Annotated in this window: 12 protein-coding genes and 3 pseudogenes; 5 read left to right on the plus strand and 10 right to left on the minus strand. The window is 69.3% G+C overall.

Translation table 11 applies throughout. The features are described 5' to 3' along the window. The 4 genes and pseudogenes from ACFTWP_RS36875 to ACFTWP_RS36890 all read left to right on the plus strand — a co-directional run. A pseudogene (locus ACFTWP_RS36875) lies at window positions 1-285 on the plus strand (TolB-like translocation protein); the annotation flags it as partial. 923 nt (window positions 286-1,208) lie between these two features. Beyond that, window positions 1,209-3,341 carry a ricin-type beta-trefoil lectin domain protein gene (locus tag ACFTWP_RS36880; protein ID WP_380269464.1) on the plus strand — a complete coding sequence of 711 codons (2,133 nt, stop codon included), beginning with the start codon at window positions 1,209-1,211 and terminating at the stop codon, window positions 3,339-3,341. A gap of 170 nt (window positions 3,342-3,511) precedes the next feature. Next, window positions 3,512-3,652 (plus strand): annotated as a pseudogene (locus ACFTWP_RS36885) (DUF6009 family protein); the annotation flags it as partial. Between the two features lie 390 nt (window positions 3,653-4,042). Beyond that, window positions 4,043-6,601: a SpoIIE family protein phosphatase gene (locus ACFTWP_RS36890; RefSeq protein ID WP_380269499.1), complete on the plus strand. Its 2,559-nt coding sequence runs from the start codon at window positions 4,043-4,045 to the stop codon at window positions 6,599-6,601. Window positions 6,602-6,958: 357 nt separating this feature from the next. On the opposite strand, the gene ACFTWP_RS36895 is transcribed toward ACFTWP_RS36890, so the two are convergent. After that, a complete protein-coding gene (locus ACFTWP_RS36895) occupies window positions 6,959-7,234 on the minus strand; it encodes a hypothetical protein (RefSeq protein ID WP_380269465.1) in 276 nt (91 codons plus the stop codon). Here ACFTWP_RS36895 and ACFTWP_RS36900 point away from each other — a divergent pair. Beyond that, complete coding sequence (locus tag ACFTWP_RS36900) at window positions 7,233-7,721, plus strand: hypothetical protein (protein ID WP_380269466.1); 489 nt, start codon at window positions 7,233-7,235, stop codon at window positions 7,719-7,721. The genes ACFTWP_RS36895 and ACFTWP_RS36900 overlap by 2 nt on opposite strands. Before the next feature lie 362 nt (window positions 7,722-8,083). On the opposite strand, the gene ACFTWP_RS36905 is transcribed toward ACFTWP_RS36900, so the two are convergent. From ACFTWP_RS36905 to ACFTWP_RS36945, 9 genes and pseudogenes are all read right to left on the minus strand, one after another. Beyond that, the gene (locus ACFTWP_RS36905; RefSeq protein WP_380269500.1) at window positions 8,084-8,773 is read right to left on the minus strand and encodes a discoidin domain-containing protein; all 690 of its coding nucleotides are present in this window, start codon (window positions 8,771-8,773) and stop codon (window positions 8,084-8,086) included. Then, window positions 8,756-9,646: pseudogene (locus ACFTWP_RS36910) on the minus strand (alkaline phosphatase family protein); the annotation flags it as partial. The pseudogene ACFTWP_RS36910 and the gene ACFTWP_RS36905, both read right to left, overlap by 18 nt. Before the next feature lie 630 nt (window positions 9,647-10,276). After that, window positions 10,277-13,153: a ricin-type beta-trefoil lectin domain protein gene (locus ACFTWP_RS36915; RefSeq protein ID WP_380269467.1), complete on the minus strand. Its 2,877-nt coding sequence runs from the start codon at window positions 13,151-13,153 to the stop codon at window positions 10,277-10,279. 57 nt (window positions 13,154-13,210) lie between these two features. Then, window positions 13,211-14,824, minus strand: coding sequence for a beta-N-acetylhexosaminidase (locus tag ACFTWP_RS36920; RefSeq protein ID WP_380269468.1), 1,614 nt, complete (start codon window positions 14,822-14,824; stop codon window positions 13,211-13,213). 9 nt (window positions 14,825-14,833) lie between these two features. Continuing rightward, window positions 14,834-15,694: a carbohydrate ABC transporter permease gene (locus ACFTWP_RS36925; protein ID WP_380269469.1), complete on the minus strand. Its 861-nt coding sequence runs from the start codon at window positions 15,692-15,694 to the stop codon at window positions 14,834-14,836. After that, window positions 15,691-16,647: a carbohydrate ABC transporter permease gene (locus ACFTWP_RS36930; RefSeq protein ID WP_380269470.1), complete on the minus strand. Its 957-nt coding sequence runs from the start codon at window positions 16,645-16,647 to the stop codon at window positions 15,691-15,693. The genes ACFTWP_RS36925 and ACFTWP_RS36930 overlap by 4 nt, the downstream gene beginning before the upstream one ends. Before the next feature lie 127 nt (window positions 16,648-16,774). Further along, a complete protein-coding gene (locus ACFTWP_RS36935) occupies window positions 16,775-18,103 on the minus strand; it encodes an extracellular solute-binding protein (protein ID WP_380269471.1) in 1,329 nt (442 codons plus the stop codon). 147 nt (window positions 18,104-18,250) lie between these two features. After that, window positions 18,251-19,453, minus strand: coding sequence for an ROK family protein (locus ACFTWP_RS36940; RefSeq protein ID WP_380269472.1), 1,203 nt, complete (start codon window positions 19,451-19,453; stop codon window positions 18,251-18,253). 787 nt (window positions 19,454-20,240) lie between these two features. Continuing rightward, window positions 20,241-23,396, minus strand: coding sequence for a glycoside hydrolase family 3 C-terminal domain-containing protein (locus ACFTWP_RS36945; protein WP_380269473.1), 3,156 nt, complete (start codon window positions 23,394-23,396; stop codon window positions 20,241-20,243). Window positions 23,397-23,931: the final 535 nt, after the last annotated feature.

Here is a 23,931-nt window from a genome sequence, read left to right on the forward strand (position 1 = left end):
TCCCTGTCGCCCGACGGCACCAGGATCGCCTACAAGAAGCGGGTGACCGGGGTCGACGACGCCGCGCCCTGGCGGCTGTACGTGCTGGACCTGGCCACCATGACGGAGACCGCGACCGCCGAACAGCGCAGCATCGACGACCAGGCCCTCTGGTCGGACTCCTCCACCCTGGTCTACGCCCTGCCCGGCGACTTCGGCGCCGACCTGTGGACCGTCCCCGCCGACGGCAGCGGCGCGGCCACCGAGCTCCTCGGCGCGGCAGTGGCACCGGCGTACTTGGAGTGACCCTGCGGGGGCCGCACCCGCCCGCCCCCGCAGCACCGGCTCGTGCCGGAAGGGGAAGTTGACGGGATGGGCATGAAGCACGACCTCTGCCAGGCCCTCGACATGCCGGTGAGTGGGTGTTCGGCCTGGTGGGGCTCCTGCATCCCGCGCACGTGCGGACCTCGGTCTCGCACTGCGGCTCGGCCACCCGGTGGACCCGCGCGGCGCCCGCGGCCGCCGGTTCGAGTCGGCCTACGACTGCCGGGGCCAGGGCAACGGTCAGGCGCGGTGAGGGAATCTCCTGCCGCCCGTCGGGCAAGCGCACGAGCACGAGCACGGCCTCCGGCTCGTGCTCGTTGCGCTTGCTCACCGTCTTCACCGGCGCCGGCCACCCGATGCGGGCCCGATACCGGACACCAGCTCACGTGGCGCCGCCGGAGCCTGGCGCATGGATCGCACCGGACTGCCAGACCGGCCGACTCGCCCGTACTGGATGCACAGCGTGGATGTGCGGACGCTCACTGCTTAGAAAGTGAGCTCAAGATGCTCGTTGTTGTTGACTGAGGCTCATCCCCGAGCAGATTATGTCATGTCCCGTTGGATTGGACTCTTCCAAGGGGCAGGCGATCCCAGGCCGTACGGCCCGGCGTCGAGGACGAGCTGCTGGCGCGTCCGGCACTTCGCTGGGCAACTCCGCGATTCCAGACCGGATCAACAGAAGCGATCGGACCGAGCAGCCCTCTGTTCTCAGCGGCCCGAGGGACGGCTGCCGACACACCCGCTGTTGCGCTCTGCCAGCACACAGCTCCACGGAGGTCGGAAGCCACCCAGGGGCCAAGACCTACCGGCACCTGAGGAGGCCGAGCCTTCCGGCCGGCCTGAGACCAACGATCAGGAGCACCAGAAGAGTCATGCGAAATCCACCCCGCCTCAGAGCCCTGCGTGTGGCCGCCACAGCCGCATGCACGATCACGGCACTCGCAGCCTCGCTGCTCACCCCGACCTCGACCTCGACCGCACACGCGGCGACGACGCCGGGCGCCCCGACCGGCAGCCCGCTGGCGGTGACACCGCCGATGGGCTGGAACAACTGGGCGCACTACGGGTGCGCTGCGAACAACCCGTACACGGGGCACGTCGGCCCGTCAGAAGCGCTGTTCCACACGGTCGCGGACAACCTGGTCAGCAGCGGACTGGCTACCAAGGGCTACACGACCGTCACGGTGGACGACTGCTGGATGGCCCGCAGCCGCAGTGCCGACGGGCAACTGGCCGCCGACACGGCGAGGTTCCCCGGCGGAATGAAGGCCCTCGGGGACTACTTCCACGCCCGCGGTCTGAAGTTCGGGATCTACCAGGACTCCGGCTTCGCCACCTGTACAGGACAGCCGGGCAGCGGCGCGTCGGCCAGCAGCCCGGACCACTACGTCGTGGACGCGAACGACTTCGCTTCCTGGGGTGTGGACTACGTCAAACTGGACGGCTGCAACCAGTACGTGCCCAGCGGCCGGACCAAGCTGCAGGCCTACGACGCCGCGTACACGGCGATGGCCCAGGCCATCGCGCAGACCGGCCGCCCGATGACCTACTCGGTGTCCGAGCCGGCGTACTTCTACATCGGCCAGACGAACAAGTCCGACTGGTACGCCTCGCTGGCCACCTCCAAGCAAATCGGTCAGCTGTGGCGTGAAGGCGACGACATGGCCATGTGGACCTCGACCGCGAGCCCCGGATACGCCAACGGCTTCATGAACACCAACTACCAGTACAACTGGCCGTTGGCGCGCTACTCCGGACCGAACTCGTGGAACGACCCCGACTTTCTGCTGGCCGGCGACGCCATCCTGACGCCGGAGCAGCAGAGGACCCAGGTCGCCCTCTGGTCGATGATGGCCGCGCCGCTCATCGTCAGCAGCGACGCCACCAAGCTGATCGACCCCGCCACGGTCACGATCCTGGGCAACAGCGCGATCCTCGGCGTCGACCAGGACCCACTCGGGGCCGCGGCGACCGTGGTCTCCAGGACCGCCACCACCGACGTACTGGCCCGCCCGCTGGCCAACGGCGACCGCGCGTTCGCGATCTACAACAGGACCGGCAGCGCGCAGAACCTCTCCACCACCCTGACCCAGGTCGGCTACACCGCGACCGCACCGTGCAACTACAGCGTGAAGGACCTGACCGCCGGCACGACGACCACGGCAGGCGCGACCACCGCGATCAGCGCCTCGCTCCCGGCCAACGGCACCGCGATCTACCGGGTGAGCAGCCCGTACGGTTGTGGCACGACCTCACCGTCCTCCCAGGTGACCGGGGCGATCAACAGCACCTCCGGCTGCGCCTCGGTCGGCGACGGCACAGCGGGTACCCCCGCCGGGCTCGCACCCTGCACCGGGGAGGCCGGACAGCGTTTCAGCCTGACGGGTGACGGCACCATCCACAACGGCAGCACCTGCCTGGCGGCGACCGGCGCCAACGGAGCCGCTGTCAAGGTGGCCACCTGTTCGCCCGGCGCGGCGGTCCAGAAGTGGACCTACTCGGCCACCGGCAACCTGGTGAACAGCTCCAACAGCCTCTGCCTGGACGTGTTCGGCGGGGTGGGCGGCACCACCCTGGACACCTGGCCCTGCGGCAACGCCCAGGGCAATCAGCAGTTCCAGCTGCCGGTGTCCCAGGCGACCGGTGAACTGCACGTCTTCACCACGGCTGCCAATCAGGGCACCTGCCTCACCGTGCAGAACGGCGCTACCAGCAACGGGACCCCCGTGGTCAGCTCGGCCTGCAACGGTAGCGCCTCCCAGAACTGGACGGTCCCGGGAGACGGCACCCTGCGTCTGGCCGGCAAGTGCCTGGACGACGCCGCGTCCGGCGGAGCGGGCACACTGGGGATCCTGTGGCCCTGCACCGGCAACCCGAACCAGGCCTGGACCTACACCCTCGCCGGCAATCTGATCAGCCACGTCCCCGGCGGACTGTGCCTTGGTATCAGGGGCGCCAGCACAGCCGACGGCACGCCTGTGGAGTTGGAAGGCTGCGGCTACAACACGGCCAACCAGATCTGGACGCTGCCGCAGTAGCCACCTGCCGGGCTCGATCGCAGCCCACCGGATGCCAGAAGGCCGTCGGAACGGTCCGGGCGGGTTGCCCCGGTCCCCGCGGCCTTCTGGCAAGCGCGCGGCCACCCGAGAGGACGGAGCCACATCGGGCGCGACATGCCGGGCAATGATCCACCGGATGTCCTTGGCGCGTGGCCGCGTGGCTGCTGCCTCACGACCGGGACGAACAACCCGACCGCCCCTACTCCACCCGAGCCCCCTCCGAGCCAATCGACCCGCGCACCGTCGCACCGCGCGGCAAGGGCCACAAGGCGAAACGCTCCGGAGGCGGCCCGCGTCGCCGGCGTGCTGGCGCTGGGGACAACGCCTCCCACGACCTGATCCACGGCGAGGTGGACCGGCTGCAGCCGGGCGCCGCGAAGTCATCATCGCCGAAGCCCTCCAGACCCCCGAGGTCGGCACGCTGCGCCCTGACCGGCGGCCGGTCGGCGCCGGCGGGTCGACTGCCGAAGAGGGCCTGGGACGCCGCGGTGGGGCAGACAACCGATAATGGCTATGAAGATGAGCCCGATCCCCCGGTATGCCGGGGCGGAGGGAGCAGTGACGTGCTCCGGCAGTCCGGACGTCGATGGCCGTGGAGGCGGTCCGGGGCACAGGTGCGCAAGCGCAGGCTCTCCGCTCGCATTCTCCTTGCCCTGCTGGCGATCCTCACGGTGACGAGCGTGATCGGGTTTGTCCTGCTGGCCCTGGCCCAGCGTGCCCAGCTGGATGTTCTCTACCAGAAGCAGGCTGTCTCGATCGCGCAGGTCGCGGCGTCGGATCCGCTGATCCGCAGCACGATGGCGTCCGGGGCCCCGCCACAGCGCGATGGCGTCGTACAGAGTCAGGCGCAGCGCATCGCGACCGCGTCCGGGGCTTCCTACGTGGTGGTGATCGGCCTGAACCGCGTTCGCTATTCGCATCCCCACCCGGAGCTGATCGGTCAAGCAGTCTCCGAGCCGATCGCGGTGCTGGACGGGAAATCGCACACGACCATCGATGTGGGCGCGACCGGCCGGTCGGCCAACGGCAAGGCTCCGCTGTACGGGCCGGACGACCGTCTCGTGGGGGAGGTCTCGGCGGGTATCCCGCAGGAGCAGGTGACCAGCGAGCTCTGGCAGGAACTGCCCACGTTCGGCCTTTACGCCGGTATCGCCCTGGCGATCGGAGCCGTCGCGTCCGTCCTGCTGGCCGCCCGGCTGAAGCGGAGCACCTTCGGACTCGAGCTGGACGAGATCGCCGGCCTGCTGCAGGACCGCGAGGCGATGCTGCACGGCATCGGTGAGGGTGTGGTGGGCTTCGACGCGCAGGGCCGGATCACCGTGATCAACGACGAAGCGCGCCGACTGCTGGCTCTGCCCGAGAACGTCGAGGGGAAGAGCCTTGCCGACCTGGGCGTGGACCGCGCCACGCTCGACATGCTGGCGCCGGGACACGTGGTCACCAACGAGGTGCTGAGCGTCGGCGACCGACTACTGGCGGTGAACAACTGGCCGACCGGCCGCGACGGGGGACCTCCCGGCGGCGTGGCCACCTTGCGCGACTCCACCGAGCTGAAGCTCCTCTCGCACAGGGCCGAGGCGGCACGCAAACGCCTCAAGCTGCTGTACGACGCCACCGGGGGCGTCGGTACCACGCTCGATGTGACACTCACCGCCGAGGAACTGGCTCAGGTGCCCGTCCCGCAGTTCGCCGACTACGTCACGGTCGACCTGGTGGACTGTGTCCTGCTCGGAGAGGAGCCGCCGGCGGACGCCAGCGGGCGGATGTACCGGGTAGCTGTTCACGGCATCAGCGCGGACCATCCCTTCATCCCGACGGGAAGCTCCTTCCAGCTGGTCGCCAGCACAGCGCCGGCGTGGGCCTTCGGTCACGGGCAGGCCGTGCTCGAACCGCACCTGCGCACCGCCACCGAGTGGCGCGCCCAGGACCCTGCGCGAGCCCAGGACGTTCTCGACTTCGGGATCCATTCGCGCATCGCCGTTCCGTTGGGCGCCCGCGGCATCCTGCTCGGCATGGTCACCTTCTGGCGCTGCGAGAAGCCCGAACCGTTCGAGGAAGACGACCTCTCACTCGTCGAGGAACTGGTCGCCCGAGCGGCGGTATCCATCGACAACGCCCGCCGCTACACCCGCGAGCACGCGGTGGCCTTCACCTTGCAGCGCAGCCTGCTCCCCCGCGCCCTGCCCGAACAGAACGCTCTCGACCTCGCCTACCGCTACCTGCCCGCCCAGTCCGGGGTGGGCGGCGACTGGTTCGACGTCATCCCCCTTCCGGGCGCCCGCGTCGCCCTGTCCGTGGGAGACGTGGTCGGCCACGGCCTGCACGCCGCCGCCACCATGGGCCGCCTGCGCACCGCGGTCCACAACTTCTCCGCCCTGGACCTCGCGCCCGACGAGCTCCTGTGGCACCTGGACGACCTGGTCGCGCGGATCGACCAGGGCCAGACGCCCACCGACGGCACCACGGCCGTCACCGGCGCCACCTGCCTGTACGCCGTCTACGACCCGGCCACCCGCATCTGCACCATGGCCCGGGCCGCGCACCTGCCGCCCGCGATCATCCTGCCGGACGGAACCGTGGAGTTCGCCGACGTACCGGCCGGCCCACCGCTCGGCCTCGCGTCCCTGCCCTTCGAAAGCACCGCACTGCAGCTGCCCGAGGGCAGCCAACTGGTGCTGTACACCGACGGACTCATCAAGAGCCGCCACCGCGACATCGACCAGAGCATGGCACTGCTCCGTGACGCCCTGAGCAACGGCGACCGAGAACCCGAGGACACCTGCACGGCCGTACTCGACGCCCTGCTGCCCGCCCATCCCACCGACGACGTCGCGCTGCTCGTCGCGCGCACCCACGCACTGGCCGATGACCAGATCGCCGAATGGGACGTCACCCCGGACCCGGCCACAGTGGCCGACATACGGAAGCGAGCGGTGGACCGACTCGCGCAGTGGGGCCTGGACGACGCGGTCTTCGCCACCACGCTCATCCTCAGCGAACTGGTCACCAACGCCATCCGCTACGGCAGCGCCCCCATCCGGGTCCGCCTCCTTCACGACCGCAACCTCATCTGCGAGGTCTCCGACACCAGCAGCACCTCACCGCACCTGCGCTACGCAGCCACCACCGACGAAGGCGGACGAGGCCTGTTCCTCGTCGCACAACTCGCCGAACGCTGGGGCACCCGCTACCTGGCCACCGGAAAGATCATCTGGGCCGAGCAGACGATCCCCACATGAGAGTCCTCCGGCAGCAGAGGAAGTGGCAGCATCCCTGCGGCACTGCATCCTCAAGATGCCGCCCGCTTCGCACACCGGCCCGGCCGCGCACCGCCGGCGCCGGCGTCGCACTGATCAACGGGCCCGAAGAATCGCCTTCCTGCACCGCTGACAACAGCCGTGGTGTGGGCGGACAGCCGCTACGCTGCCCGTCACACCCCGGCCCCCCGTCGTCCAAGCGGAGCATCCGGCAGCACGCGCGTGGCGTCGAACAGGAAGGTGGTGGTGCCTTCGCGAGCCGTCACCACGGCTCGCGACGCGCGCACCTGTTCGGCCGAGGGTGCGCGCGGTCGTTCGCGAAGTCGGGCGCCGCGGGGGTCAGTAGTCGATGTTGAAGGCGGCGACGAGGTTGCCGCTGCTGTCGATGGCGATGGCCGGGCCGGCGTTGCGGGAGCTGGCGTAGGTGAGTGCCTCCTTGTGCAGGGGGCTCTTGAACCAGGCGTCCATGATCTGTTCGGGGGTGTTGCTCTTGGATCCCGCGAACAGGTCCTCGTGACCGCAGTGGCTCAGGGAATGGTTCGCCAGACTCTTCTGTGCGCAGGCGTCGGCTTCCTGGACCTCGATGTTTCTGAGGTGCACCTCCACCAACCCCATGGCCCGGCGCCTTTCATTGAGCAGATCCAGCAGTTTCAACTCGTCAGCCGACAACTGGGCCGACGCCGCCGACGCCCCGGTTGTCGGCTTCGGCGTCGGCGGCCGTGTGATGCCTGCGGGACTCGGCACGGCTTTGGAAGACGGCACGCCGGCCGGCGACGGCAGGACTTTCACCGCGCTCCCCGACGGCGCCGCTGAGGCGGGACCCACGGCGTCCGAGGACGGCCCCGAGGCCGACGGGCTGGGCAAAGCCGAAGGGGTGGCTGCGCCAGGGGATGACGAGGCGGACGTCTGTACGAGCGGTGCCGGACCGGCGGCCTGCGACGTGGTCGTCGCTTCGCCGCCTTCACCGTTCGCGAAGCCGACGACTGCCAGGACGCCGACGGTCAGCGTCGCGGCTGAGGCCGCCGCGACAGCCGATATGCGGACGACCTTGTGGTGGCGCCCCGCCGGTCGTGGTGCGCTGCTTCTCGGCGCCGGCTGCTGATGAGGCATGGATTCGCTCCCAGGTGCGTGTGGGTGGGTTCCCGGTACGGGTACCGCGTCTTGCGGATCGGACGTGACGGGCGTCGGAACGCCTGACGGCATTGAAGAAACGGCGAAGTCGCCGCAGGCCAAAGGAAAGGTTTCCTTTTGCCGTCTCGGTGGTGGAACGTCTGGCACGTCCGAGCTCCGGTGGTTCGGGGCGCCGTGGGAAGGTCACCCCGAACCACCGGAGCCGTGGTGCGTGTGTGGCGGTCCGGCTGGAGAGCGCGGGCTTGCGGACTCACGTGATCACTCGATCACCGGCCACGGAAGTCCCGCAGAGACCGTTGGTCAGCCAGGTCGGATGGCGATCGTCCGGGCTTGCTAGAAGCCGTACACCTGGAAGGACCAGAGCGAGTAGCCGTAGACGGTGCCGCGGGTGGTGCCGGTCATCCGGATGTAGCGGCCGGAGCCGGTGAGGCCGGTGAGGTCGTCGGTGCCGCCGTCGCCGGTGGTGGTGGTGTAGATGGTGGTCCAGTTGGTTTGGTCGTTGGAGGTCTGGATCTGGTAGGCCTTGCCGTAGGCGGCCTCCCAGGTCAGCTTGACTTCCTTGATGGGCTGGGTGGTGCCGAGGTCGACCTGCAGCCACTGCGGGTCGGAGTAGTCGCTGGACCAGCGGGTGGCGGTGGTGCCGTCGGTGGCCTTGTCGGCGGTGAGGTTGGTGCTGTTGCCCTCGACGGAGGAGGCGGTGGTGAACCGACCCTGGGCGAGGTCGGTGCTGGTGACGGTCCAGGTGAAGGTGGCGGAGCCGGAGGCGCCGGTGGTGTCGGTGGCGGTGACGGTGACCGTGGCGGTCCCGACGCTGGTCGGGGTGCCGGTGATCTGGCCGGTTCCGGCGTTGATGGTCAGGCCGGTGGGCAGGCCGGTGGCCGAGTAGGTGAGGCTCTGGCCGGTGGCGGAGTCGGTGGCGCTGATCTGGACCGGGGTGACGGCGGTGCCGGCGGCCGTGCTCCGGGCGCCGGGGTTGGTGACGGTGACGGTGTTGCCGGTGCCGGTGGTCCAGATGCCGGTGATGGCGGAGGCGGTCGCGGCGTTGCCCGCGTGGCTGGTCAGGCCGGCCAGGTCCTCAAGAGTGCGCAGCACGTTGTAGTGGTTGTAGGTGGTGGCGGTGGAGCTGCCGGGGGTGACGTTCGCGCCGTAGAACACGGTCGGGATGCGGTTGCCGGCGAGGCGGTTGTCCTCGTCGAAGGTGACGACGAGCATGCTGTTGTGGGTCTTGGCCCAGGTCGCGTAGGCGCCGAGGTTGTTCTGGATCCAGCTGTCGCCGGTGCCGACCGAGCAGTCGTGCATGTCGTTGCAGAGGTCCGGGACGACGAAGGAGATCTTCGGCAGCGTCGTGAAGTCGGTCGTCGGGAACTGTGTCATGGTCTTCGCCGTGTTGGTCGGCACGTTGTTGAAGCCGAACCACGGGTTGTGCTTCTGTGCGTAGTCGCCGCTGCCGCACACGGTCGAACCCTGGCTGGGCAGGCCCTCGTTGTAGCTGGCCCAGGTCTTGCCAGCGGCGATCAGCTCGGAGGCCAGGTTCGGTGCGGACATCGAGCCGACGGACACGCAGCTGTCGTCGGTGCGGCCCTGGTTGGAGCCCGAGAACAGCTGGTAGTAGTTGGGCTCGCTGGGGTGGGTGATGCCGTACGACTGGGTGAGGCTGGCCCCGCCGGCCTTGAGGGTGTTGTTGATGTACGGCGCGTTGGCGCTGTCGACGACCTGCGAGTAGGCGTGGTTCTCCATCACCACGACCACGATGTGGTCCGGGGTCGGAAGGGTGGCAGCCTGAGCGGTGCCGCCGGTGGCGGCCCAGGCGCCGAGCGATCCGGCGGAAAGGGCCACCGTGCTCGCGAGGGCGGTGAAGGTGCGCCGGGTGCGCTTCGGGAACCGAACGGTAGTCATGCCCGTGAACTCCTCGGAAAGGTGAATGATGTTGCCATCCTTCGCAATGAGCGCCCTGAATGTAAGGAGTCGGAGGGAAACACCATGCGAACCTGCCGTTTCCAGAGAATACGTAACTCGTGCACGATCTCATGAATGCGCGCAGTTCCTGTGACCTGGCGGAGACTCTCGCCGAGAAAATCTCTGCCGCTTTCATACCGGCAGCTCAGGCGGTCTCTCCGCATTCGGCGATGCGGTGCTACTCGAACGGCGAAACCTCGATGCGGCGCACGCTCCGGACAATCCCGGTGGGACAGTTCTGTACCTTCCAAAGTTCCGGGTGATCTGCGAGGGCTGTTTGATCGGCCGCCCCGAAGGATTCCCTTGTCGTCTGGTAGTGGAACATCTGGCGGGGTACTCACGGGTCAGGGCGGGCGACGTGAGGAGACCGGTGGTGCCGGACTGCCGACATGCCCGAACTCCGGTGGTTCAGGGGTGCCTTTGGAAGGCCACCCCTGAACCATCGGAGCTGTGCGCGGCCCGGCCGGACGGCTTCCCGCCTGCGGGCTTTACGCGGTCACTTGTTCACCGATCGCGGAGGTCCTGCTGGAGCCGTTGATCAGACACAAGTCGGATGACGGAATCGTCCCGCTACCAGCCGTACACCTGGAAGGACCAGAGCGAGTAGCCGTAGCCGGTGGGGGCGCGGGTGGTGCCGGTCATGCGGATGTAGCGGCCGGAGCCGTTGAGGCCGGTGAGGTCGTCGGTGCCGCCGTCGCCGGTGGTGGTGGTGTAGATGGTGGTCCAGTTGGTTTGGTCGTTGGAGGTCTGGATCTGGTAGGTCTTTCCGTAGGCGGCCTCCCAGGTCAGCTTGACCTCCTTGATGGGCTGGGTGCTGCCGAGGTCGACCTGCAGCCACTGCGGGTCGGAGGCGGCGCTGGACCAGCGGGTGCCGGGGTAGCCGTCGGTGGCCTTGTCGGCGGTGAGGCTGGTGCTGTTGCCCTCGACGGAGGAGGCGGTGGTGAACCGACCCTGGGCGAGGTCGGTGCCGGTGACGGTCCAGGTGAGGCTGGCGGAGCCGGAGGCGCCGGTGGTGTCGGTGGCGGTGACGGTGACCGTGACGGTGCCGACGCTGATCAGGGTGCCGGTGATCTGGCCGGTTCCGGCGTTGATGGTCAGGCCGGGGGGCAGGCCGGTGGCCGAGTAGGTGAGGCTCTGGCCGGTGGCGGAGTCGGTGGCGCTGATCTGGAGCGGGGTGACGGCGGCGCCGACGGCCGTGCTCCGGTTGCCGGGGTTGGTGACGGTGATGGTGTTGGCGGCGGTGCCGCCGACGGCGGTCAGGGTGAGGGTCTGGGCGTTGGCGGGGCGGGTGTCGGAGCCGGTTCCGGCGTTGTCCCAGTTCCGCTGGGGGGAGGTCAGGACGGACTGGGCGCCCTGGTTGGTGAGGCTCAGCGCGAGGCCGCTGTAGCGGTTGACGAGCCGGAAGGCGCCGGTGGGGGTGGAGGCGCCGCTGGGGGTGGGCGTGGTCCGGGTGGCCTGGATGGACCACTGCTGGCCGATGCCGGCGGGGGTGCTGAGGGAGCCGGGGGTGACGGCGGCGCTCCAGGCGCGGCCGGCGTTGCCGGTGCCGACGCCCAGTGCCTGGCCGGAGGCGGTGTTGGTGATGGTGTAGAAGCCGTCACCGGTGGCGGTGAACCTCCACTGCTGGGAGGGGGCGGTGCCGCTGGTCACCAGGCTGCTGCCACTCTGGTCGAGGTAGCGGCCGTTGCCCGCGGCGATCTGGTACGTCCGACCGGTGTCCACCGGGGACGGCAGGTCGGCGCTGGTGCGGGGCGCGACGGTGATCTCCCGCGAGCTGCTCCCGCAGTCGGTGCTGCAGTAGGAGCGGAAGGTCTTGCCGAGGACGGTGCCGTCGGTCTTGTTACCGGAGTCGACCAGCCACCGGTACCAGGAGGCGTTCTCGGTGCCCGGGACCAGGCCCATGTCGGTCCACTTCTGGGTGGCCAGGTCGTCGGTGGAGTAGAAGTGCAGGGGGGTCATGTCCGCGTTGTTCTTGGTCAGCTCGTAGTTCTTCTGGGCGATGGTGTTCTGCGGGGTGCCGATGTACTTGCCGAGGTAGGCGTTCCAGGCGATGTTCATCACCGTGAGCGGGGAGTTGTCCGGCATGGTGCCGGCGGCGACCTGGGCGGCGGCTGAGCCGGTGGTGGACGGCTTGTAGTCCTCGTTCGGTGCGGTGTAGCCGGTGCCGCCGCCGTCGGCGGGGATGATGTTGCTCTCGGCGCCGCCGACGCCGGGGGTCGTCCAGGCGCCGTTGTACCACTTCGTCCAGGAGGAGCCCGCCATCTTCCCCGAGATCGGGGCACGGGCGACGTGCTGCTCCCAGACGTTGCCGCCGGTCGTGCCGGGCTTGGCAATGACGCGGGTGGCGTAGAAGACGTAGAAGTAGCCGGAGGCGTAATCGACGAACAGGCGCTGGTCGCCGTCGCCGTAGTAGTACGTCTGGTTCGGGAACGCCGCGGTGTCGCCCCGGGTGGTGCTGTAGGGCGAGGTGAGGGCGTGTTCCTGGATGGTCCAGGTGGCGCCGTGGTCCTTGGAGACGGCGTTGTCGATGCCGTCGAAGTGAGAGCCGTCGCCGAAGGGCGAGCCGGTGAACTCGTTGTGGACCAGGCCGTACCACCAACCGGTGTCGGGGTCGACCCACACCCCGGCCAGGTCGCAGTAGTTGGGCTGGGAGTAGGTGGTACCCGGCCCGGTGGAGGTGGCGGTCAGGCCGGTGGGGCTGGTGTTGCACCGCGAGATGGTGACCTTGTTGTCGGGGGTATCGCTGATGGGGTCGCTGAGGAGGCTGTCGTAGTTCGCGCCCGAGTAGAAATGCCACTCCTTGGCATCGTTGCCGTAGCCCGCGTTGGCGTTCTGGACGTAGAACTTCCCGTCGGCGTCGGTGTAGCCCGCGCTCGGGGTGTCGCTGCCGTTGCCGGAGGAGAGGCTGTTGCCCGCGGTGAGGATGACGCCGGGCTGGGGGACGGTGGTGGAGCCCCACTTCTGGGTGGTCTGCGCGGGGTCGCAGGTGGCGAGGCCGATCCGGGCGTAGTTGACGACGGTCCCCTGGACGGCGAGGCACTTGCCGGACTTGGCGCTGTAGATGGTGCCGTCGGGCAGGTACTTGAACTTCTGCTGGGGGCGTGCGCTGACGTCGCAGTCGTAGAGCTGGACGAGCGCACCGGTGGCGTTGGAGCCGCCGGTGACGTCCAGGCACTTGGTGACGCCGCTGATAGTGACGGTGAGGCTGCCGTTGTCCTGCCAGGTCCAGTTCTGCGCGGTGGCGCCGTTGCAGGTGAACAGCTGGACGGTCGCGCCGTTGGCGGTGCCGTAGTCGGCGTCGTCCAGGCACTTGCCGCCGATGGTGACGGTGCCGGGGGCGCTGGCCGCGTCGGCGGTGGGGGTGAGGGTCACGGCCGCGGCTGCGGCCACCGCCAGGGAGAGGACGGCGGCGATGCCGGCCCGTCCCGCGGTCATTCTTCGGTACATGGGGCGTTCTCCGTACCTTGTGGGGAGTGGGGGTGAGCTGAGCGCCGTGGGGGGCGCTCAGATCTTGATGTGGGCGACCAGTTGGTCGATAAGGGAGGCCCACTCAAGCCTGGTGGAGGGTTTCCCCTCGATGCCGGGCCGGGTCTGCCAGGGCAGGGGGCCGGTCTCTCGGCGGAATTCGACACCGATCGCCTCCAGCCGGGGCAGGTGCGCGGCGAGGCGGGTGCGGAAGTCCTCGAAGTCGCGTTCGCCGGTGCTCCACAGCGCTTCCGCGATGGCGCACAGCCGGGGGAAGGCGTAGTAGTCGACGGTGCGCGGGGAGTCCATGTGCTCGGTCCAGATGTTGGCCTGGCCACCGAGGACCTGTGCCGCCTCGTGCGGGGCGAGGCCGGGGGGGACCGGGTCGAAGCCGTAGGCGTCGTGGAGGGTCAGCGGGACGGCGAAGGGGATCGGCTCCTCGGGGTGCTCGGACTGGCGGTAGTCGAGGTAGACCTGGTCGTCCGGGCAGGAGACGACGTCGTGGCCCCTGCGGGCCGCGGTGCGGGCCCCGGTCATGCCGCGCCAGGAGGCGACAACCGCACCGTCCGGGACCGGGCCCTCCAGGATGTCGTCCCAGGCGAAGACCCGGCGCCCGCGGGTGGCGAGGTGCTCTCCGAGCCGGCCGATGAACCAGGACTGCAACTGCTTCTCGTCCGTCAGCCCGCGCTGACGCATGAGGTCCTGGGTGCGAGGGTCGGCGCGCCACTGGTCCTTGGGGCACTCGTCGCCGCCGATGCCGATGAACAGGCTGGGGAAGAGGTCGGTGATCTCATCCAGGACATCGCAGTAGAACGCGACCGTGCTCTCCTCGGTGTTGAGGACGTTCGGGTTGACGCCCCACCGGGTGTGGACCTCCAGCGGCTCACCGCCGACGCCCAGCGCCGGGTAGGCGGCGATGGCCGCCTGGGAGTGTCCGGGGACGTCGATCTCCGGCACCACGGTGATGTGCCGCTCGGCGGCGTAGGCGACGATCTCCCGGATGTCGTCCTGGGTGTAGTAGCCGCCGTGGGGCCGGCCGTCACCCGGCGCGCCCTCCTGCGCCCCGAGCTGGGACTCACGGCGCCAGGCACCGACCTCGGTCAGCCCGGGGTAGCGGCGGATCTCGACCCGCCACCCCTGATCGTCCGACAGGTGCAGATGCAGGACGTTCAGTCGGTGCAGCGCGAGCAGGTCGACGAACCTCAGCAGGTCGTGCTTGGGCATGAAGTGCCGTGCGACATCGAGCATCGCGCCGCGCCAGCGGAACCTCGGCGCGTCCTGCACCGTCACGGCCGGCACCGCCCACCGCTGCAGCCAGGCCCGGGAGCGGCGGTGGACCGCCGGCGGCAGCAGTTGGAGCAGCGCCTGACAGCCGTAGAAGACCCCCGCCTGCGAGCCGCCCTCGATCAGCACGCACTCGGCGGTGACGGTGAGACGGTACGCCTCCTGCCCGAGGTCCGAGCGAAGCCCCAGACGGATCGGCCGCCGGGCGACGGGGCTGATCGGGAGGGCCAGGCCGGTGGCGGGACGCAGGACGCTCTGGAGCCACAGGGCGGTCGGGGTGAGGTGATCGCCGGCGGCGATGGCGGTGGCCTCGTCGAGGAGGAACTCGCCTTCGCCGGTCCGGAGCGAGGCGGGGCGGGGCAGGAGCATGGGGTGGGGTCAGCCTTTCACAGCACCGGCGGAGACGCCGGAGACGAGCTTGCGCTGGATGATCAGGAAGAACACGACGACCGGGAGGGAGAAGATGACGGAGCCGGCCATCTGGCCGCCGAAGTCGGTGCCGGTGATCGGGGTGCTGAAGGAGGCGAGCCACACCGGGAGGGTGTACTGGTCCTGGTCCTTCATGAAGGTGTAGGCCACCAGGTAGTCGTTCCAGGCCGCGATGAACGCGAAGATGCTGGAGGCGACGACACCCGGGGCGACCAGCGGAAAAAGGATCTTGTAAAGGATCTGCCAGGTGGAGGCGCCGTCCAGACGGGCGGCCTCCTCGACCTCCACCGGAACGGCGAGGAAGAAGCCCCGCATCACCCAGATGGAGAACGGCAGCACCACGGCGACGTACGCGAGGATCAGACCCGCGTAGGTCCCCAGCAGCCCGACCCGGTTGAACACCAGGAACGTCGGGATCAGCAGGGCCGAACCGGGCAGCATCTGCACGACCAGGATCGCCACCATGATGGCGCGCCTGCCCCGGAACCTGAACCTGGACAACGCGGCGGCCGCGAACATCCCCAGCACCACGGCCAACAGCACCGTGCCGCCCACCACGATCAGACTGTTCCACAGGTTCCGGTAGAACGTGGTCTGGTTGACCGCCGCATCGAAGTTCGACAGCGTCGGGGACTTCGGAACGAACAACGGGGTCGAGGTCATCGCCTCGGAGCGCGGCTTGAAAGCGGTGTTCACCATCCAGTACACCGGAAAGACCCACACCAGGCAGAACACGACCGCGATCGTGTTGGCGAACGCACCGCCCTTCGGATTGCCGGCCCGACTGCGGCGCGTACGAAGGTAGTTCACAGGTCCTCCCCGGAGCGCAGCAGGTTGCGGATGTAGAGGGCGGTGATCGCGACGAGGATGGCGGTGGTGATGACCGACAGGGCTGCGCCCTGGCCGATCCTGAAGGCGACGAACGCGGTCCGGTAGGCGAAGATCCCCAGCGTGGTGGTCGCGGAGTCGGGGCCTCCGGCGGAGACCAGCCAGATCTGGTTGAACACGTTGAAGTCCCAGATCACCGACAGGAGCGAGACGAGCATCAGGGTGGGGCGCAGGAAGGGCAGGGCCACGTGCCACCAGACCCGCAACTCTCCGGCGCCGTCCAGGCGGGCGGCCTCCTGGAGCTCCAGGGGCAGTTGGGTCAGCGCGGCGTACAGGGTCAGCGCGATGAAGGGGACGGCCTGCCAGACGATCAGCAGCCAGATCGACAGGTAGGCCAGGAACGGGTCGTTGGCCCAGTCGGTGTTGGTCATGTCACCGAACACCCCGACCTGGGTGAGCAGCCAGTTGACGACACCGTAGCCGGGTTGGAAGAGCCACTTCCACACCAGGGACGACGCCACCGTCGGCATCGCCCAGGCAAGGATCAAAACGATCGTCACCGTCAGGCGCATCGCAGTGGCAAGACGGGTCAGGAGCTGGGCTACGGCCGTGCCCACCGCGACGCTGCCGGCCACCATCGCGGCCGTGAACAGCACACTGCGCAGCAGGGCGCGCCAGAACTGCGGATCGTCGAGCAGCACGGAGTACTGCCGCAGGCCCACCAGATGGTAACTGCCGGTGAACAGGGAACGCTGGTTGTAGTCGGTGAAGGAGGTGTAGATCAGGAACACGATCGGCGCGGCGGTCACGGTGAGCATCACCAGACCCGCCGGGGACAGCAACCACCACGGGGCCCACGAGGAGCGACGGCGGGAGGAGGTGTACGGGCGGAGCCTGCTGGTGCGGCTCGTGCCCGCCATGGGTTGGGTTGTCATTGGTGTTCTCTTGTCCGGTCGGCGTAGAGCGTGCCTCACCGTTCGCGTCGTGCGCCCGGCGGGAAAGGTGAGGCACGGCCTAGGGCGGGAGGGGCGCCCCGGGGGTTCGTCGGGGCGCCCGGGGGCGCTACTGACCGGCGTTGAGTGCCGTGTTCGCCGCGGCGTCGAAGGCGCTCGCGGCTTCCTGGGGGCTCTTGCTTCCGGAGGCGACCGCCACGAAGAGGTTGTTGATGTCCTTGTTGCTTTCCAAATGGGCCCAGTTGGCGTTGGCGGGGGTGGCCTTGGAGTTGAGGGCGGCGTCGAAGAAGCCCTTCTTCAGCTCGCCGATGGAGGCCGTGGCGGCCTTGATGCCCTCGATGCTGTTGGGGATGAAGCCCTCGTGGCCGACGACCCACTTGCTCTGGATGTCCGGGCCGGCGGCGATCTTCGTCCACTGCAGGGCGAGGTCGGCGTTGGCACTGCGGGCGGCGATGCCCCAGTCGGAACCGCCGAGCATGACCGGCTGGGCCTTGCCGGACTTGCCGGGCAGCGGGAAGGTGCCGAGGTCGGCGTCGGTGAGCTTGGGATTGGCCTTCTGGATGCGTCCGACGAAGCCGCCGGAGGCGATGATCGCGGAGGCCTTGCCGTCGGCGAAGATCTGGGCCTGGTCGGGGGTGGCGGTGTCGACGGTCCGCGAGGCGGCGGTGGAGAACTGGTTCTGGAAGGCCTTGAAGTCGGCGAGGCCGGCCTGCGCCTTGTCACTGCCGAAGCCCGCGGTCCACTTCGACCCTGTCTCGGCGGCGATGTCGCCGCCGGCGTCCCAGACGAACTGCATGCCCGCGTACCAGTTCTGGCCGGGGAGGTAGAGCGGGGAGAAGTCTGCGTCGGGGTTGGCGGCCTTGACCTTGGTGAGGTCGTCGGTCAGCTCGGCGAAGGTGGTCGGGGCCTTGACGACGCCGGCCTTGGCCCACATGGTCTTGTTGTAGATCACGGCGCGGGCGCCGGCGAAGCCGGGGACGGCGTAGAGCTTGTCGTCGACGGTCGCGGGGGCGACCAGACCCGCCAGCCAGGTCTGGCCCTGCCTCAGGTCGGCGGCGTAGGGGGTGAGGTCCTTGAGGCCGCCGTTGGCGGCGAAGCTGGCGACCTGGGTGTTGCCGAGGTCCAGCACGTCCGGCGGGTTCGAGGTGGCCAGCGCGGTGGTGACCTTCGTGTCGATGCCGTCCCAGGCCTGGATCTGGACGTCGACCTTGGCGCCGGTCTGCTGCGTGAACGCGTCGTTGATCGCCTTGAGCGACGGGTCCGAGTAGTCGCCGTCCATCACCCAGACGGTGAGGGTCTTGCCCTCGCCCTTGACGGTGGAGACGGGTTGCGGTGTGGTGTCCGCGGAGGTACCCGTGCCGGTGCTGGCGCAGGCGCTCAGGGCGACGGCGATGGCCAGGGCGAGGACCGTGGCGGCACCGCGTGATCTGTGGTTCATGGGATTTCCTAGCAGTATGTCCGGCGGGTAACATCACCGGACTGTTGGGTAGTACTCACGGGTGTCTGGGTCGGGCCGGCGACGAGCGGTTGCAGCCGCGGCGTCACCGGGTGTTCTCGGCCCAGAGATCTGTGGGTCGGCCGGAGCTCAGAGGACACCGAGCTCCGCGGCGAGCACCAGGCACGCCCCGCCGAGCAGGATCAGGTCGTCGTCCCCGGCCAGTGACCGGATGGTCAACGACGCGCCGATCGGGGCGAGCGTGCGCGCCTGCACCGTCTCGACGGCTGCGCGCAGTAACGGGCCGTCGATCAGGTCGGCGGGCCCGGTCAGGACGATCTCGTTCAGGTTGAGTGCGCAGGCGATCGGGGCGAGTACCGTGCCCAGGGCCTGGCCGGCGTCGGCCAGGATCGCGTCGTGCCCGGAGTCCGCAGTGGCCGCCAGGCGTGCTCGCAGATGCCCGGCGTCGATCATCGGGTCCAGGCAGCCCCGGCGTCCGCAGACGCACGGCTCGCCGTCGACGTCGACGTCGACCGTGAGATGTCCGATCTCGCCCGCCGCGAACTGCTCCCCCGCCACCAGCTCGCCGCCGACCACCAGCCCGGCACCGACACCGTGCTCGGTGGCGATCACCATCAGGTTCTGCGCCTCGGAGCCGCGGAAGTGCAGTACGGCCAGGGCCGCCGTGTTGACGTCGTTGCCGACGTAGGCAGGGATGCCGAAGCGGTCGGTGAGCCGGCGGGCCAGCGGCAGGTCGTGCCATTCCAGGTGGGCGGCCTGCCGGACGGTGCCCGTGTCGTCGACGATGCCGGGAGAGCCGACGCCGATCCCCAACACCCGTCGGGGAGCACGCTCCAGCAGATCGGCGACCAGCTCGTTCACCAGGTCGTGGGCCGCCTCGCCGAGCGCGTCGCCGACGGCCACCTGCGACCGCTCGACGACCTCACCCCGCAGGTTCGTCACCGCCCCCCGGAAGTACTCGCCGTGCGACAGGTCGAGCACCACCAGGTTCACCGCGTCGTCCTGGATCTCCACCAGCATCGACGGCTTCCCCTGACGCCGGGCGCCCTCCAGGCGGGGCACGACGTCCGCGACCAGGCCGTCCGCCTCCAGATCGGCCACCAGCGCGGAGACCGTCGGCGCGGTCAGACTCGACACCCGCGACAGGTCGGCGCGACTCATCGCACCCTCGCGGTAGAGCGTCGCCAGGACGAGCGAACGATTGTGGACCCGGTTGTCCTGAGTCTGCGCCTTCGTTCGCTCCTGCCGCCGGCGCCGCGTCGGCGGCAGATCGAACAGACCCCGCGGCGGGCGGCGGCCCGCGGCCACAGCGGTACGGACGGACTCACTCACGGCGTAGCACTCCTTCCGATTCCAGCCACCCGCATGCACTTTCTTAGACGGCTTTACTTAAGATGGTTTAAATAATCAGTTCTGGCCGAACCCCTGTCAAGGGCCTGAAACTCAGCGGATGTAACGATTGCGCACACCCGCCGAGCGGCCGAATCCGGCCTCAAGGGGGGAGAGAAGCACAGGTACGCGGTACGCGGTCCACCTGATGACTACGCGCTTCGGTGACTGCCCCGGTCGTGGCGGCGGCTGCCTCCGGCTCGGCAGCGTCCTCGCCGGGGCCCGTCGCTGCGGGACGGCCTGCGCGGTGGCGTGGGTCGCATGGCCCAGGGGTGAGCGAAGCGGCTGTTCCACGCCCGGCAGTGGCGTAGGGCGGCCTGGTGGGCCGGCCGGCCGTGTCCGGCCCCGCCTGCAGTGGCCGGTGTACTGGCGAGGGACGACGGGACCGGGAGCACCGGGGTGCAGGCCCAGACGGACGGGCCGCGCAGCCGCCAGGCCGGTCGCCACACGCGGTCACGGGCCGAGCGGGCGAAAGGCGGCACTTGGAGGGTTCACCGGACTGCCCAGTGGGTGACACCACGGTCGGGGTTCCCGGGTCAGTGCTGGCCGCCGTCGGGCTGGCCGCGCCGTTCCTCGACCTGGCGCAGGCAGCGCGAGGTCCGGGCGAACGACTTGCGCGACTTGCGAGCGAGCTGCAGCCTCGGCCTTACATGAAATGGTCGACTGCCCCATCCCGCGAGTGCGAGAGGGGCAGCCGACCAGTCTGGTTCGGGGTTGTGCCGTCAAGAGGTCAGGGCAGGGTCCACTTCTGGTTGGCGCCGGCGCTGCAGCTGAAGATGACCAGCTGGGTGCCGGAGGGGCCGGAGGCGGGGTCGGTGAGGCACTTGCCGGAGGCCGGGTTGCGCAGTTCGCCGGTGGCTTGCGGCTGCCAGTTCTGTGCGCCGGTACCGTTGCAGGTGTACAGCTGCACGAGTGTGCCGTCCGCCGTGCCGGCGCCGTTCACGTCAAGGCACTTGCCGAACGCCCGGAGTGTGCCGTCGGATTGGGTGGTCCAGCTCTGCGCGCCGGTTCCGTTGCAGGTGTACACCTGTACGGGAGTGCGGTCGGCGCTGCTGGCTGCGCGTACGTCCAGGCACAGTGAGGCGTAGCCCGTGACGGGTCCGGTCCGGGCCACGGTGGCCGCCGGTGCGACGGTCCAGGTGAACGAGGTTGTCGCCTGGGCGCCGTTGCCGTCCTTGGCGGTCACCGTGACGGTGCTGGTGCCCGTGGTCGTCGGCGTGCCGGTGATCAGGCCGGTCGAGGAGATCGACACTCCGGCGGGCAGGCCCGTCGCGGTGAAGGCCGGCGTCTGCCCGGCGGTCGTGTCGGTGGCGGCGACCTGCACGGAGGGGACGGTCGTGCCGGCCAGGCCCTCCTGCGGGCCGGGGTTGGTGACGCTCACCGGCTGGCCGAGCTGGCCGGCGGAGACCGTCAGGGTTCCGGTCAGGGTGAGTGCGGCGGCGGAGTCCGCGTCGCCGACCGCGATGCCGTAAGCGCCGGTGCTGGTGGCCCAGGCGTCCGTGCTCGTGTTCCAGTACCGCAGGTTCTGCTCGGTCAGCGGGAAGCTGACGCTCTGGCTCTGGCCCGGCTGCAGGTTCACCCGGGCGAAGCCCTCGAGATGTCGTGGCTGCTGCCCGGAGGCGGCCGGGTCGGTGACGTACAGCTGCGCGACATCGGCACCGGCGCGCGAGCCGGTGTTGGTGACGGTCGCGGTCACCGTCGCGGACCCGCCCCGCGTCAGGGGGCTGATGCTCAGGTTGCTGAAGGCGAACGTGGTGTAGGACAGGCCGTAGCCGAACGGGAACATCGGGGTCAGGCCCTGGCTGTCGTACCAGCGGTAGCCGACGTTCACGCCCTCGGGGTACTGCACTGTGAGGTTCTGGCCCGGCCACTGCGCGGGCGTGCCGGCCGGGACCTGGGCGAGCGAGGTCGGGAAGGTGATCGGCAGGTGCCCGGACGGGTTGTAGTCCCCGAAGAGCACGTTCGCGATGGCGGTGCCGCTGCCCTGTCCGGCATACCAGGCCTCGATCACGCCGGCGACCGAGGGCAGCCACGGCATGGTGACCGCGGAGCCGGTGTGGAGCACCACGACCGTGGGCTTGCCGGCCGCGGCGACAGCCGAGATCAGCTGGTTGTCGTTGGCCGACAGGTCGATGGCCCCGGGCCCGGTGAGGTCGTTGGGCTCTCCCTCGTAGTTGCCGGCGAACACCACGGCGATGTCGGAGTTCCTCGCCGCGGCGACGGCCTCGGTCAGCGGGTCCGGGGTGCCGGGCGGCTGCCAGCCCAGGGTGATGCTGGCGTCGTTGCCGCCGGCCTGGTAGTAGTCGGTCTCGATCGTCACCGGTGTCCCGGCGGTCAGGCTGATGGTGCCGGTCCTGGTGGTGGCAGCCTGGTTCTGCCAGGCGTCGATGACCGGCTGGCCGTTGACGAACAGGCGGCTGCCGTCGTCACTGGTCAGGGAGAACGTGTAGGTCCCGGTGGTCGGCGGGGTCAGGGTGCCGGTCCACTTGGCCGACCAGCTGGCGCCGTTGCTGTTGATCAGGCCGGGCAGCGGGGTGAGCGAACCCCATTCGCCCCTCCAGTTGAAGTCGACGGCGGCGTCCGTGCGGGTGGCCACCGGTGTTCCCGACAGGCTGGTGTTGGCGTAGTAGGCGCCGGTCAGGCCTGAGCCGCTGCCGGATGACGGGTGCAGCACACTTGCGGGAACATCGGGCAGGGCCCCGTTCTTGCGCGGGCCGAACGCCTGGGTGACGCTGATGCCGGAGGCTGCCGCGCGAGTGGCGATGCCCTGATAGGGGGTGACCTGGTTCTGGCCCAGGACCACCGCGCTGCCGCCGCCCGCGTACCGCGTCAGGGGCCCGGAGTCCTCGCCGATGACGGCGACCGAGTGCACGCCGGGGCTGGTGATGGGCAGCGCGCCGCCGTTGTTCTTCAGCAGAACCGTGCCCTCCTGGGCGATCTGCGTGGCGCTCGCCTGGTTCGCCGCGGTCGTGGCGTTCTGGTTCAAGGACCCGGGGTTGGGCTTGTCGAACTGTCCGAAGGCGAACATCTGGGTGAGGATCTGCGCGGTGAGCGTGTCCACCGTGGCCTTGGAGATCGAGCCGCTGTTGACCGCGTTCACCAGGGTCTGGCCGTAGAAGCCGCCCGCATCCGGCATGTTCTGGTTCAGTCCCGCGTTCACGGCGCCGGTGGTGGATTGTATGGCGGCCCAGTCGGAGGTGACGAAACCCTTGAAGCCGAACTGTCCGCGCAGCACCGTGTTGAGCAGGTAGGGGTTCTCACATGCTTTGGCGCCGTTGACCTTGTTGTAGGAGCACATCACCGAGGAGGCGGCACCCTGCTGGACGGCGGCCTGGAAGGCCGGCAGGTAGATCTCCTGCAACGCCTGGTTGCTGACGACCGCGTTTTCCTGCTCGCGGTTGGTCTCCTGGTTGTAGACCGCCAGGTGCTTGACCTGGGCCATGACACCGGCGGACTGCACGCCGCGGATGTCTGCGGCGCCCATCTGCCCGTTGAGGTACGGGTCCTCGCCGATGGACTCGAAGGCGCGGCCCCAGCGCGGGTCGCGCACGATGTTGATGGTCGGCCCCAGCTGGACCGTGGTCCCCTTGGCCGCCTGCTCGGACCCGACCACCCGGCCGTAGGTCTGCTGGGCCGAGGTGTCCCAGGTGGCCGCGGCGGCGACCGGTGCGGGCAGCTGCGTCGCTCCCCCCAGGCTGTCGCCGACCCCGGCCGGGCCGTCCTCCAGGTGCATCGCAGGGATGCACAGCGAACCGATCGGCGCCGTGGACCCGACATAGCCCTGGGCGTACTGCCCGTCCCCGGTCATCAGCTGGACCTCCTGGGCCAGCGTCATCTGCGACATCAGCTGGCTGACGCGCTGCGGGATCGGGGCGCTGGAACCCACCCACGGACACGCGCTGCTGACATCAGCAACCGCCGTGGCGCCGGCGCCCGTGGTGCCAGCGTCCGTGCCCAACACACCGACACCTGACGCGACCAGAGCCAGGGCGGCGAGAGCGGACGTTCGTCGCCTCGCTTGCCTTCGAGACTTGTACACAGGACCTCCAAGGATACGTGGGGATACGTTGGGGTCGAGCTCAGGACTGGCCGGGACCGCACGGTGAGGGAATACCGCGGTCGTTCCTGTGAACAGCGGAGATAGCGGCATATGGGCGCAGGAACAGTCCTGGCGATGCACCTGCATGAAAGGTGCGCTGCTGGGTTGCAGCATGAGACTGCCTATGGGTGCCGTCAAGACTTCCGTCGAAGATTTAACATGCTTCAGCCCATGAACCTGGATGACGTTGGTCCTGCGAGGATCCGCCCATGCCCACCCGGCACAGGTGCCGATCGCTTTGATCGAGCCGCGGTGCGACTGGTTGACGGATCGGACCCAGGTACGAATACCCAGGTCACATGGGTAATCACCGTTGCCCACC

Origin of the sequence: Kitasatospora sp. NPDC057015, from assembly GCF_042673745.1 — a bacterium.
Classification (GTDB): Bacteria; Actinomycetota; Actinomycetes; order Streptomycetales; family Streptomycetaceae; genus Kitasatospora.